Raw genomic sequence first — 12,878 nt, 5'->3', positions numbered from 1 at the left:
AGAGCCCGGCTTCGTGCCGGGTTTTTTGTTGTCTGGATGAGGTATGGCAGCCGGGCTATTTCACGTCAAAAAGCGCCGTGAGCTGTTCCATTAGCCCACCCGCCAGATGCTCGACATCGATCAGGGTGAGCGCGTGTTTATAGTAGCGCGTCACATCATGGCCGATACCGATGGCCACCAGCTCGACATGGCCCGCATTTTCAATATCGCTGATCACCCGGCGCAGGTGGTTTTCGAGATAATGCCCGCTATTGACCGATAGTGTAGAATCATCGACCGGCGCGCCATCGGAAATCACCATCAGAATCTTGCGCTGTTCGTGTCGCGCCACGAGGCGGCTATTGGCCCAGGCCAGGGCCTCACCGTCGATGTTTTCCTTGAGCAGCCCTTCGCGCATCATCAGGCCGAGATTGCGGTGAGTGCGCCGCCACGGATTATCGGCAGCCTTGTAGATGATGTGGCGCAGGTCATTGAGCCGTCCCGGATTGGCCGGCTTGCCCGCCCGCACCCAGGCTTCACGCGATTGTCCGCCCTTCCACGCCTTGGTGGTGAAGCCTAAGATCTCGACCTTGACCCCCACCCGCTCCAGCGTGCGGGCCAGAATATCGGCGCAGATCGCCGCCACCATGATCGGACGGCCCCGCATAGAGCCGGAATTATCGAGCAGCAGAGTCACCACCGTGTCGCGGAACTCGGTGTCCTTTTCCTGCTTGAAGGACAGAGGCGCACTGGGATCGACGATCACCCGCGTCAGCCGCGACGCATCCAGCACGCCCTCTTCGAGGTCAAACGACCAGGAACGGTTTTGCTGGGCCATCAGCTTGCGTTGCAGGCGGTTGGCGAGGCGCGACACCACATTGGCCAGATTGGCGAGCTGGGCATTGAGGAAGCCGCGCAGGCGCTCCAGTTCTTCGGGATCGCACAATTCCTCGGCGGTGATCACCTCGTCGAACTGGCGGGTGAAGACTTCGTAGTCCTTTTTGGCGCTGGCTTCGGGCAGACCGTCTTCGCGGCGTTCGGCCTCGCCCGCCTCGCCATCCGGCACTTCGTCGGTGGCCGTATCGGATGCGGCCTGCGGATCACCGGACATCTGGGTGTAGTCGTCTTCCGAAGCCTGCGCCTGTTCCTCGCCGGCCAACTCCTGATCGGCCTCGTCGGGCTTCTGCTCGCCTTCGTCGGGCTGTTCCTTGTCCTGCGCCTGATCTTTCGGGCTGTCGCCCTCGCTTTCGCTGTCCTCGCCCTGCTCCTTTTCCTCCTGCTCGGCATCAAGGCTATCATCCTTGAGGTCGAGCGCCGTCAGGATGGTGCGGGCCTGTTTGTCGAAAGCCTTCTGATCGTGAACCAGTCCGGCCAGTTTTTCCAGTCCATCGCCGGTTTTGGACGCAATCTCGGCGCGCAGCATATTAACCAGTCGCTCGACGCTGGCAGACACGGGATCACCGGTCAGGGTTTCGCGCGCCATCAGGCCGAGGATTTCGGGCACGTTCAGTTCGGCGCGCTCTTCCTTGCGCATCAGGCCGGAGCGCTCGATGTCGTTTTCCTGCGCCGCCAGCAGATTGCGCCTGACGCCCTGCATGGCGCGCGCCCCGATAGCGTCGAGCCGGGCCGCTTCCATCGCGTCGAAGGCATCGCCCGACTCATCATCACGCGGACGGGCGCGGTTGTGCTGGGCGATGTCGTGGTGGGCCTTGCGCAGGGCCAGCCGGTCGGCCTGCCCGCGCACACGCTGGGCCAGTTTCGGCGCCAGATCGCGCGGCGGATGCGGCAGAACCAGCTTGTTGCCATCAAGGCGCGGGCCATCCGAGCCGAACACCACTTCCAGCTCAGAATCCTCCGCCAGCGCGCGGGTGGAATGCACCAGCGCTCTTTTGAACGGTTCGGAAAGGATGGTCGGTTTCTGAGTCACGCCTGCCTGCTTAAAAATGCCAGATCAAGGCGAAGGGCCGCCCCGAGCCGCGATCTGTCCTGATGGCCCAGGGGAAAAGTACACTGAGCGCAGCGAAGGACTTTTTCTCCTGTATTAGATCACTTTCACTCTGAGCGCGCTTTCACGCACATCGGTGCCGAAGGCGCGCTGGTAAAATTCGGCCAGGGTATGACGTTCCAGCTCATCGGACTTGTTGAGGAAGCTGAGGCGGAAGGCCTGTTCGGGGTCATTGCCGAAGATCAGCGTATTCTGCGCCCAGGTGATGACGGTGCGCGGCGACATGACGGTGGAAATATCGCCATTGGCGAAGGCCGAACGCGACATATCGGCCACGCGCACCATAGCGTCGATCACCGGGCGGCCTTCTGGGGTATCAAATTCCGGCACACGCGCCAGCACGATCGCCATCTCGGCCTCATGGCTGAGATAGTTGAGCGTGGTGACCAGTGACCAGCGGTCCATCTGGCCCTGATTGATCTGCTGCGTACCGTGGTAAAGGCCCGACGTGTCGCCCAGACCGATGGTGTTGGTGGTCGAGAACAGGCGGAAGAAGGGGTTGGGCTTGATCACCTTATTCTGGTCTAGCAGGGTCAGGCGGCCCTGCGCTTCCAGTACGCGCTGGATGACGAACATCACATCGGGGCGGCCGGCATCATATTCGTCGAACACCAGGGCCACCGGGCGTTGCAGGGCCCACGGCAGGATGCCTTCGCGGAATTCGGTGACCTGCTTGCCGTCCTTCAGCACGATGGCGTCCTTGCCGATCAGGTCGATCCGGCTGACATGGCTGTCGAGATTGACGCGCACCAGAGGCCAGTTGAGCCGCGCGGCGATCTGTTCGATATGGGTCGATTTGCCGGTGCCGTGAAAGCCCTGCACCATGACGCGGCGGTCATAGGCAAAGCCGGCGCAGATGGCCAGAGTGGTTTGCGGGTCGAAACGATAGGCCTCATCAATGTCCGGCACATGCTGGTCGCGCGTTGAAAAGGCCGGTACCATCATGTCGGAATCGACGCCGAACACCTCACGGATACTGACCTTTTTGTCGGGCGTGTGGTTGAGCAGGGGATCGGCATATTCAAGTTCGGCGGACATGATCAAAAGTCTTTCGGCGTACTGGCAGCGTATAGGGATTTCTCATGATCAGCTAAGACTTTAGCGCAGCCGAAACAACCCTGATTATAGGTTCCGTTGTGTTTTTTTATGCTTCGTCCGGGTACTGATAGCTGATCAGGTCGCTTAAGAAAGGCGCGGCCTCGATGTCGTCGAGCGTATCGCGGGCGGGCCAGTCATTGAGATGGTCGAGCCAGCCAATGCGCGCTTCGGTGCCGAACTGGATGTCGGGCACGATGTCGGCGGGATGATCAAAGGCGCCGATGGCCACGGCCAGCCCGTCGGGCGCTTCATAGCTCAGAGGTGTGCCGCAGGCCGGGCAGAAGCCGCGTTTGACCAGATTGGAGCTTTGAAACCGCGCCGGTTCGGCCTTCGTCCAGACCAGAGAGCCGTCGATAATACTGACCAGCGGTGCGAACACATTGCCGAACGCCTTTTGGCACATGCGGCAATGGCAGACCGAGGCGCGGCCCAGCGGCCCGGTGATCACAAACCGCACCGCCCCGCAACTGCAACCGCCTTTGTGGATTTTACGCATGATCGCCGCCCTTACGCACAGCGATGATGAGAGATTTGAGTCGAGTAGCAGGAAGCGAGCGCCGCCCGTATATGAATACGGGCAAGCGATGCTGACGCCCTAATCGGCCAAATATCTCATCATCACGCGAGGTTCATTTTTTTGAGGACTTTATAAGCCTTGATCACGCGCTGCAACTTGTCCTCGGCCGAGCGATCACCGCCATTATTATCGGGGTGGCAGCGCTTGAGCATTTCGGTGTAGCGGACACGGATCTCTTCGGCGGTGGCGCCGGTTTCGAGATCGAGATCGGCGAAGGCCTGAATTTCGATCTTGCCGAAGGTGCGCTGGGCGGGCGCGCTCTTGTCACGCAAGGGGGCTGCACCTGCACCAAAGACGCTGTGCGGATCGTAGCGCCCGCCGCTGGTCGTGCCCTTGGCGGCGAAATTGGCGGCTTCACGGCTGACGCGCGAGGCGCGGAAGGCCCAGGTGGGGCGGTCGCCGGTGATGATCGATTCGCGCTGACGGCGCGCCTCGCCTTCGCTCATGCCGGCGAAATAGTTCCAGTTTTTGTTATATTCTGCGGCATGGCCCATGCAGAAATTATAGTATTCGTTCATCATTTCGCGCGATTTCGGCGCGCGCGCCGTGGCGGCCTTATGGCATTCCGGCCATTCACAGCGCTTCTCACCCGGCTTCAGGTGCAGCACGTCGTCTTCGGGCCTGCGCGTCTGCTCCTCGCCTTCCTTGGGCGGACGGATGCGCATATCCATGAATTTGGGCTTGTACTTAAATCCTTCACTCATATGCTAAGATATGAACCTCGATGTTTAATTTTTGACAAAACGCCAGACAGACAAAGTGAGACGAAACTATGGGAATCGTGGCCGACCGCCTGAAATCCAGGCTCGATGAGGCTTTGCAGCCCCAGCATCTGGAGATTCACGACGACAGCGCCAAACATAGTGGACACGCGGGCGCTCGGAAAGAGGGAGAAAGTCATTTTTCCATCATCATTGTTTCAGAACGCTTCAGGGGGCTGAATCGCGTGGCGCGTCAACGTCTGGTCAATCAGGTTCTGGCCGAGTATCTGGCCGGGCCGGTTCACGCCCTCAGCCTGAAAACCCTGGCACCGGAAGAATTTTCGCCCGGTTAGCCAGCAATTAAGCTTGTTATGACAGGATGCGCCCTGACTCTACAGAAGGTCGGGGCTTCATCGTGTTCAAAACAGTGCGGAATTTGCTGCGCAATCGCGCGGGCAGCACCATCATCATGGTTGCTCTGGCCCTGCCGGTTATCTTCCTTGCCGTGGGTGGGGCCATTGATTTCAGCCGTGTGCTGCAATTGCGCGGTGAATTGCAGGACGCCGCCGATGTGGCCAGTGTCGGCTCGGTGGCCGTCAATTCCAAAGCTTTCAAGCTCGCCCTGACTCAGGGTGACGGCGAAATCAGCCAGGGCTCGCAGCAGGCCGCCAGTATTTTTGAGTCCGATCTGCATCCGGCCCCGGAACTGTCCAACATCACATTGAATGCGACGGTGAGCAAGGCGGCCACCGTTATCACCTCGCTCGTTACGGTCAGCGCCAATTATAAGCCCTATATTATCGGTCTGTTCGGCTTTAATAGCCTGCCGCTCAGCGTAACGTCAAAATCGTCATCGACCATCCCGCCCTATATCGATTTCTACCTGCTGCTCGACAACACGCCCTCGATGGGGCTGGGCGCAACAACGGCGGACATTAATAAGCTTGTCGCCGCCACGGCCAACAAGAGCAGCGACCAAAATTGCGCCTTCGCCTGCCACCTGAGTGGCCCCGGCGCCAGCAGCGATTATTATACCCTGGCCAAGTCACTGGGGGTCACCATGCGTATCGATGTCGTCCGCGAAGCTACGCAAAACCTGATGACGACCGCCAGCAATACGGAAACCCTGCCGGGTCAGTATCGCATGGCGCTGTATGATTTCGGCACAGCCGCCGATGCGATCAGTCAAACGGCTCCAACCGCTTATATGATCAGCGCCTTGAACAGCAATCTGACCCAATCTGCCAGCGATGCCGGCAAGATCGATCTGATGACGGTTCCCGCGCAAAATTACAATTCTGATCGTCAAACCAATTTCACGTCCATGCTGGCCAGTATGAATTCGATCATACCGGCTTCCGGTGACGGCACATCCGCAGTTTCAACGCAGAAAGTGCTGTTCATGGTATCTGACGGCCTTAATGACGGATATGATTGCAGTGCCAGCGGGTGCCGCCGTATTGCCCCGCTGGATGCCAGCCAGTGCACGGCCCTGAAGAACCGTGGTGTTCGTATAGCCATGCTTTACACGACCTATTTGCTGCTGCCGCAAAATCAAAACAGCTTCTTTGATTCCAATGTGCGTAAGTATCTGACCCCAACGGATCAGATTGCCACCAGTATGCAGGCCTGCGCCTCGCCGGGATTGTTCTTCGCTGTCGGCCCCGATCAGGGTATCAGCGAGGCCATGACCGCCCTGTTCAACAAGGTGGTGTCGGTGGTGCGCATCCGCAGCTAGCCAGAGCCTGATGATATGAGCTTGCATCAAGACTCTTCCCCTCTCTCTGCTTGCGGGGAGAAGGTGGCCTGAACGCAGTGAAGGCCGGATGAGGGGCTGGGCAGCTACACAAAGAATGCCCCTCACCCGGTCGCCTTCGCCGGAAGGCTCGGCTCCCGTCCTCTCCCCTCGTGGAGGGGAGAGGGGAAGGAAAGCGATTCCACGTCTTATCATCCGCATCTTGACGGAAGCGCCGGAAAGCCTTAATGCCCGCCGCGTGCCAATGGTGCCTGTCCTTAAAAGATGGGAGAATAGGGAACCGGGTGAAAATCCCGGACTGTGCCCGCAACTGTAAGCGCCGAGCCTGACCGCTAACTGACGTCATTCCGCAACCGGGAGAAGACAGCGGCCAGACCCTTGAGGCGCAAGTCAGGAGACCTGCCTTGGCTGTCGTCCTTTGCCCGGCCGGGACGTGCCGGACGAGCAGGTAATTTCGACCCTGAGAGACGATGTTTTGTCAGCCGTGCGCGTTTTGCGTGCGGTTTTCGTCTGTTTGAGCGAAAGAGCCCACAGCTATGCCCGGATTCCGCCCGGCCCTTCTGCCCCTCACCCTGTTACTGGCCAGCCCCCTTGCCCATGCGCAGGATACGGTTGTCACCATCATGCGCCAGCCCCTGCCGATTTCGCGCATTGGCCAGAGCCTCGACGTGCTGACCGCCGCCGACATCCAGAGCTATCAGTCGCTGTTCGTGGCTGATCTGCTCACCCACACCACCGATCTCAGCCTTACCCGCAATGGCGGCCCCGGCGAAGCGGCCTCGGCCTCGATCCGCGGCGCGGGCGCCGATCACACGCTTTATATTCTCGATGGCATCCGCCTCAACGACCCGTCTCAAGTGGGCGGCGGCACCAATCTCGGCCTGATCGATACAGGCGACGCCGCCCGCATCGAGGTGCTGCGCGGCCCGCTGTCCACCCTGTGGGGCTCCGGCGCGCTGGGCGGCGTGGTCAATATTGTCAGCCGCACGGCCCAGGCCCCGCTGGAGGGCGATCTGACGCTGGAGGGTCTTGATCATTACGGTGCAGCGCGGCTTGGCCTTGGCGGCATTGCAGGCAAGCTGAACTGGCGCTTAAGCGCCGGTGGTCAGAATGATCAGGGTGTGTCGGCCTTTGCCGGTGGCAACGAAAAGGACGGGTTTGCCCAGAGCGATGTCAGCGCGCGCGCTGGCTATGCGTTCAGCGACACGCTGAAACTCAACGCCGTCTATGACCGCACCCACAGCCGCAATGATTATGACGGCTATCCCGCCCCTGATTATGTGTTCGCCGACACGGGCGATTTCGGCAAGACCGATACCAATCTCGCAGGGCTTGGCCTGACGCAAGCTTTGGCGCACGGCGAACAGGCTCTATCGCTCAGCGCCACCGACACCAAAAGAGACGACTATAATGCCGATGGCACACCGTCTTTTCTGGCGCGCGGACAGATTACAGCCGCCGATTACCATATCAGCTATGACTGGTCGGGCACCCGCCTGCTCGGCGGTCTGGCCTATGAGCGCGACTGGATGCGCAATGCCTCGCCGTCTTCGTATGATCCCGATCCCGTGCCGCTGCGGGCAGCCATGACGCAGGCCAGTGTCTATGGTCAGGTGCGCCATGATTTCGGCATCGTGGACATGGCCATCAGCGCACGCCACGACGATTCGTCCAGTTTCGGCGGTCAGGACATCGCCCAGGCCAGTCTCGTTGCGCCGCTGGGCACGGCTTGGCGTCTGCACGCCAGTGCCGGGCTTGGCGTCAAGGTGCCCAGTCTTTACCAGCTTTACAGCGACTACGGCTCCGCCGATCTGGTGCCGGAAAAGGGCGTGACGCTTGACGGCGGCCTTGATTACAGCTTCGCCAGCGGCACGGTCGGGGCTACGGTGTTTTCGCGCACCGTGCGCGACCAGATCGATTTCGTCGCTTGCGCGGGCGATCGCTGCACCAGCCAGCCCTACGGCTATTACGCCAATATCGACCGCACCCGCGCCAGCGGCCTTGAACTGGAACTGACGAAAGCCTTCGGCGAAAAATGGCGTCTGAAAGCCAATTACAGCTTCCTGCATACGCGCAACGAATCGGCGGGAGTCAGGGGCAATCGCCTGCCGCGCACCCCCGACCAGATGGGCAGCGCCGATCTGAGCTATCAGGCGACGCAAAAACTCAGTCTCGGCCTCGGCGTCCGCCATGTCGGCGCCAGCTTCGACGATGTCTATAATGCAACCCCGCTCAAGGCCTATAGCCTGGCCGATCTGCGCGCCGACTACGCCCTGACCGACCGCGTCAGCCTGTTCGGGCGGATCGAAAACGCCGGCGACACCCGCTATCAGACCGCCGCTGGCTATGGTCAGCTCGGCCGCCGACTGTGGCTTGGCGTCCACACCCGGCTGTTTTGAGTTCAAAACGCAGCGATAGAGATTGTGCGGCGCAACATCCGGCCTATATTGGTTTGTGTTCAAGCACGGCTTCGCCGCCGTTTTCAAAGCGCCGCAGGGGTTCGTCCTCTGCGGTTTCTTTTTTAAAACGAACACCGCATTTTCTCTTCGGGACTCCTGGGACTAAAGCAACGAGCGTTTAATTTGACTTACAAATTGAATGCGAGATGCGGAAAAACGTAAAATGTAGAGCGGGTTGCATGCCTTTGACCGATTCAATCAGAATGCAAACCGCTCTAATCGATGCTCATGGCTTTGCAAAAGCTATAGTTTTGCTTTGCCAAACCCCATTTCTGCGCAACAGGCAGGAGGTAGGCAGGCGGCACATCCCTCCTCCCTGCGCGTAAGCGTGGGGATGTGTCGAGCAAGCGAAGCGCGTCGAGACGGAGGGGTCACTTTCTTTATCAAGTGGCTGAATGGTGATCCATCCTAACCCGCCGCGCCCCAATCGGACTTGCCGCCAGTCTTTAAGACCACCTCTACGCCTTCAATCCGCATCGCCTTATCGACGGCCTTGAGCATGTCATAGAGGGTCAGCGCCGCCACGCTGACCGCCGTCAGCGCCTCCATTTCCACGCCGGTGCGGCCAGTGGTGCGCACCTCGGACTCAATGTCGAAACCGGGCAGGTCCGTGTTCATAGCGATGCGCACCACCACCTGCGACAAAGGCAAGGGGTGACAGAGCGGGATCAGCCCCGCCGTCTGTTTGGCCGCCATAATCCCCGCCAGTTCGGCGGTCGAGATCACCGCACCCTTCGGCGTGCGGCCTTCGCGCACCAGATCGAGCGTGGCCTGCGCACAGGCCAGCCGTCCGCGCGCCTTTGCCGTCCGCGCCGTTTCCGGCTTGGCCGATACATCGACCATATGGGCCCGACCTGAGGCGTCGAGATGCGAGAGTTCGCTCATGTCTGGCTCCATCTATCGAGGTCGCGCTGGTCATCGGCGGTCGGCTCGACCCAGTGTGCGCCGCCCGCTGTTGTTTCACGTTTCCAGAAGGCGGCCTCGGATTTCAGCCGGTCCATCAGATAATCGGCGGCCTCGAAGGCGGCGCGGCGATGGGCGCTGGCCGCCGCTACGAAAACGATCGGCTCCCCTGCATGAATTTCACCGCAGCGATGATGCACCAGCAGCGCCGTCACCGCGAATCTGTCTGCCGCCGCCGCCACGATGGCGGTTACCGAATCTTCCGTCATGCCGGGATACCAGTCGAGCCACAGATGCTCGACCGCGCCGGCTTTTGTTTGGCCGCGCACGAGGCCGCTGAAGCTGACCACCGCCCCCGCCGCGCCATGCGCGCTCAGGAAAGCCGCATGAAGCCCTGCCGGATCTATGGCCGCTTCGCCTACCCGGATGTCGCGCACGGTCATCTCAGCCTCCCGAAAAAACAGGGAAGAAGGCCACCTCGTCACCGGGCGCAATCACCCGGTCATCGCGTACCTGCTGGCGGTTAACGCTCATGCGGAGGGCGGCCCTGTCCAGCCGTCCGTCCGCCAGGGCGGCAGCGAATATCTCATCGCGCAGGGCATACAGACTTGTGGTCACGCCCGCATAGGTCTGGCTGCGCGCACCGGCGACATCGGCGATCCGGCCAAAGAAAAACACCTCAATCATGCCACCATCTTAAATCAGATGACCTCTGTTATTGCAAAAAAATACATAGTGAGGAGCATAAGGCCTTGCTAAAAAAAAGCGGATCAAGCTTGATAGCCATGACGACTATGGGGCAGCGTCACAACCCGTGGTCACTATTTTCGGAACATCCATGAGTCTGTCCAATTACCGGCTGCTGCGTTTTCTTGCCCGACTGGTCGCCCCAGGCCGCAAGGTCAGCGCCCTGCCCCTGCCCGATCCCAGCGATCCCGACTCCTTCAAGGTGCTGCTGCACCGACCGCAGGTCAGGCTCGACACCGAGCGCATGCGCCATTTTTATGCCGGCAAGCGCATCATGGTCACCGGCGCCGGTGGGTCCATTGGCTCGGAAATCGCCAAGCAGGTGCTGGGTCTGGGCGCGGCGCACGTCACCCTGGTTGACCATTCCGAACTGGCGCTGTACGAGATAGACCGCGCCATCCGCGAAGGTTTTGAAGGGGCGCGCGCCCGTCCGGTTCTGTGCAGTGTTCGTCGCAAGGAGCGTTTCGCCGCCGTGGTGGCTGAGGCCAAGCCCGACGTGATCTTCCATGCGGCGGCGCTCAAGCACGTACCGATGGTGGAGCTGAACCCGTCCGAAAGCGTGCTGACCAATGTGCTGGGCACGCAATATGTGATCGACGCGGCCAAGGCGGCGGGCGTCAGCCAGCTCGTGCTGATCTCATCCGATAAGGCCGTGGCGCCGTCTTCGCTGATGGGGGCCACCAAGCGGCTGGCCGAACACCTGATCAGCACCCAGATTACCCAGGAACATCAGGCCTGCGTCGTGCGTTTCGGCAATGTTTTGGGTTCCACCGGTTCAGTGGTGCCTTTGTTCAAGTCGCAGATCGAGCGCGGCGGGCCGATCACCCTGACCGACAAGGACGCCGAACGCTATTTCATGACCATTTTCGAGGCCGTGCAACTGGTGCTGACCGCCGCCATGCATAATGCTGAAACGCCGGAGCATAAGTCCGGCCTGTATATCCTCGAAATGGGCGCGCCGATCCGCATTTTTGATCTGGCCACCCGCATGATCCGTCTGTATGGCCTGCGCCCTGAAAAGGACATCGCCATTACGTTTACGGGCCTGCGCGCCGGTGAGAAGATCACCGAGGCCCTGATTGACGATAACGAAATGCGCCACCCCCTGCTGCCTGGTATTTTTGAGGTGGCCAATCAGACCTATGTGGCACCGATTGCTTCTGAAATCATGCAGACCTTGTATGCTCTGGCTCAGGAAGGCCACGACGAACAGGCCAAGACGATGGTGTTCAACCTCGTGAAATCGCTGCGCAACCAGCCCGAACCGGCTCTGGCCGCCAACGGCTGAGCCTAAGGCTCAGCCGCGTCGCCAAAGGCCTAACTAACCCTTATGCGGGTCTTCGGCGTCGGGGTCATCGGTCGTGTGAAACTCATACCAGATGCCATTGAGGATGCCGACGGCCACGGCCAGACCTACGCCCAGTATCCACGAAAAATACCACATATCATCAACTCCTTACCGGTTTTATCCGGCGCATATATCAATACATATCAGGGTTTGAGGCCACCTGGCCCGTGCCGATACGGCCAAACAGCACCTTATAGACCCAGCTTGTGTAGAACAGGATGAGGGGCAGGAAGACCACCGTCACCAGCAGCATGATAAACAGGGTGAGCTGCGAGCTTGACGCATTCCAGACGAGCAGGCTGGAATGGATGTCGGCATTGGACGGCAGGATGATCGGGAACATCGAAAACCCGACGGTGCCTATAATGCCGAGGACAGCCAGAGACGAGCCGCCAAACGCCACAATATGTTGCCGCAGCTTCAGCCCGATCATAGCCAGAACGGGGCCGACAAATCCGAGCACGGGCGCGACCAGCATCCACGGATGCTTACCGTAATTGGCCAGCCACGCACCGGCCATCGGCACCACTTCGTCGCGCGTCGGATTGGACGGGCCGTTCGTCGCCACATCGCCCAGCACGGCAAAGCCAATGCCGGAAAAGCGCACGAACACATAGCCGATGGCGAAGAGCACGATCAGCAGGCCACCCGCTACAAAACCATAATTCATGGCCCGGTCGCGCGCCTCGCCACGTTCCAGCTTGAGCGCCAGCCAGCCCGCGCCATGCAGCACCAGCATGGCCACCGAGGTCAGGCCGCACAGCAGGGTAAACGGTGTGAACAGGGCCCACAGGCCGCCCAGAAACGGCGCGTGATAGCTGATGCGCAGATCGGAATCGAGGCTGAACGACACGCCTTGCAGCACATTGCCGACGGCCACGCCGAAGACCAGCGCCGGGACGAAGCCGCCCGTGAAAAGCGCCCAGTCCCAGTTGCGCCGCCAGGCCTTGCCGGGCCGCTTCGAGCGGTATTTGAAACCGACCGGACGCAGGATCATCGCCATCAGCACCAAAAACATGGCCAGGTAAAAGCCCGAAAAACTGGCCGCATATACAAACGGCCAGGCGGCGAAGATGGCGCCGCCGCCCAGGATAAACCACACCTGATTACCTTCCCAGGTGGCCGAAACCGTATTGATGACGGCGCGACGTTCTTGATCGGTGCGCGCCACGAAGGGCAGTAACGCCGTCACGCCCATGTCAAAACCGTCGGTGAGCGCAAAACCGGCCAGCAGCACGCCGACCAGCAGCCACCAGATCGTGCGCAGGGTCATATAGTCGAGGGGTAATTCCATGATCTGATACT

Annotated in this window: 13 protein-coding genes and 1 riboswitch; of the genes, 4 read left to right on the top strand and 9 right to left on the bottom strand. The window is 60.3% G+C overall.

Annotation, left to right across the window (positions count from 1 at the left end; genetic code table 11):
• Nucleotides 1-55 precede the first annotated feature (55 nt).
• The 4 genes from cobT to QB905_RS01155 all read right to left on the bottom strand — a co-directional run bounded on the left by cobT (nucleotide 56) and on the right by QB905_RS01155 (nucleotide 4,363).
• Nucleotides 56-1,906: a cobaltochelatase subunit CobT gene (cobT, locus tag QB905_RS01170; protein ID WP_282972742.1), complete on the bottom strand. Its 1,851-nt coding sequence runs from the start codon at nucleotides 1,904-1,906 to the stop codon at nucleotides 56-58.
• A gap of 114 nt (nucleotides 1,907-2,020) precedes the next feature.
• Complete coding sequence (gene cobS / locus QB905_RS01165; RefSeq protein ID WP_282972741.1) at nucleotides 2,021-3,022, bottom strand: cobaltochelatase subunit CobS; 1,002 nt, start codon at nucleotides 3,020-3,022, stop codon at nucleotides 2,021-2,023.
• 106 nt (nucleotides 3,023-3,128) lie between these two features.
• Nucleotides 3,129-3,578, bottom strand: a complete 450-nt coding sequence (locus QB905_RS01160) for a GFA family protein (protein WP_282972740.1) — start codon at nucleotides 3,576-3,578, stop codon at nucleotides 3,129-3,131.
• 122 nt (nucleotides 3,579-3,700) lie between these two features.
• On the bottom strand, nucleotides 3,701-4,363 hold the full coding sequence (locus QB905_RS01155; protein WP_282972739.1) for a J domain-containing protein: 663 nt from the start codon (nucleotides 4,361-4,363) through the stop codon (nucleotides 3,701-3,703).
• A gap of 68 nt (nucleotides 4,364-4,431) precedes the next feature.
• Here QB905_RS01155 and QB905_RS01150 point away from each other — a divergent pair, with 68 nt between their 5' ends.
• The 3 genes from QB905_RS01150 (at nucleotide 4,432) to QB905_RS01140 (ending at nucleotide 8,515) form a co-directional block, all read left to right on the top strand.
• Nucleotides 4,432-4,713 (top strand): BolA family protein, encoded by a 282-nt coding sequence (locus QB905_RS01150; RefSeq protein WP_282972738.1) that lies wholly within the window; start codon nucleotides 4,432-4,434, stop codon nucleotides 4,711-4,713.
• Nucleotides 4,714-4,787: 74 nt separating this feature from the next.
• On the top strand, nucleotides 4,788-6,098 hold the full coding sequence (locus QB905_RS01145) for a TadE/TadG family type IV pilus assembly protein (RefSeq protein ID WP_461781792.1): 1,311 nt from the start codon (nucleotides 4,788-4,790) through the stop codon (nucleotides 6,096-6,098).
• A gap of 245 nt (nucleotides 6,099-6,343) precedes the next feature.
• Nucleotides 6,344-6,537, top strand: a riboswitch (cobalamin riboswitch).
• A 115-nt stretch (nucleotides 6,538-6,652) separates the two neighbouring features.
• Complete coding sequence (locus QB905_RS01140) at nucleotides 6,653-8,515, top strand: TonB-dependent receptor plug domain-containing protein (RefSeq protein WP_282972736.1); 1,863 nt, start codon at nucleotides 6,653-6,655, stop codon at nucleotides 8,513-8,515.
• Nucleotides 8,516-8,983: 468 nt separating this feature from the next.
• Here the strand turns inward: QB905_RS01140 and moaC are convergent, their stop codons facing one another.
• The 3 genes from moaC to QB905_RS01125 are packed head-to-tail and all read right to left on the bottom strand — an operon-like array spanning nucleotide 8,984 to nucleotide 10,165.
• The gene (gene moaC, locus QB905_RS01135) at nucleotides 8,984-9,460 is read right to left on the bottom strand and encodes a cyclic pyranopterin monophosphate synthase MoaC (RefSeq protein WP_282972735.1); all 477 of its coding nucleotides are present in this window, start codon (nucleotides 9,458-9,460) and stop codon (nucleotides 8,984-8,986) included.
• A complete protein-coding gene (locus tag QB905_RS01130; RefSeq protein WP_282972734.1) occupies nucleotides 9,457-9,921 on the bottom strand; it encodes a molybdenum cofactor biosynthesis protein MoaE in 465 nt (154 codons plus the stop codon). The genes moaC and QB905_RS01130 overlap by 4 nt, the downstream gene beginning before the upstream one ends.
• Before the next feature lies 1 nt (nucleotide 9,922).
• Nucleotides 9,923-10,165, bottom strand: a complete 243-nt coding sequence (locus tag QB905_RS01125) for a MoaD/ThiS family protein (protein WP_282972733.1) — start codon at nucleotides 10,163-10,165, stop codon at nucleotides 9,923-9,925.
• A 151-nt stretch (nucleotides 10,166-10,316) separates the two neighbouring features.
• Between QB905_RS01125 and QB905_RS01120 the strand changes: the two genes are divergently transcribed.
• Nucleotides 10,317-11,513, top strand: coding sequence for an SDR family NAD(P)-dependent oxidoreductase (locus QB905_RS01120; RefSeq protein WP_282972732.1), 1,197 nt, complete (start codon nucleotides 10,317-10,319; stop codon nucleotides 11,511-11,513).
• 33 nt (nucleotides 11,514-11,546) lie between these two features.
• On the opposite strand, the gene cydX is transcribed toward QB905_RS01120, so the two are convergent.
• Nucleotides 11,547-11,669 carry a cytochrome bd-I oxidase subunit CydX gene (gene cydX, locus QB905_RS01115; protein ID WP_282972731.1) on the bottom strand — a complete coding sequence of 41 codons (123 nt, stop codon included), beginning with the start codon at nucleotides 11,667-11,669 and terminating at the stop codon, nucleotides 11,547-11,549.
• 37 nt (nucleotides 11,670-11,706) lie between these two features.
• Nucleotides 11,707-12,867 carry a cytochrome d ubiquinol oxidase subunit II gene (gene cydB, locus QB905_RS01110; RefSeq protein ID WP_282972730.1) on the bottom strand — a complete coding sequence of 387 codons (1,161 nt, stop codon included), beginning with the start codon at nucleotides 12,865-12,867 and terminating at the stop codon, nucleotides 11,707-11,709.
• Nucleotides 12,868-12,878 lie beyond the last annotated feature (11 nt).

This window comes from Asticcacaulis sp. EMRT-3 (assembly GCF_030027245.1).
Taxonomy (GTDB): domain Bacteria; phylum Pseudomonadota; class Alphaproteobacteria; order Caulobacterales; family Caulobacteraceae; genus Asticcacaulis.
This window is presented reverse-complemented; position numbering and strand designations above follow the sequence as displayed.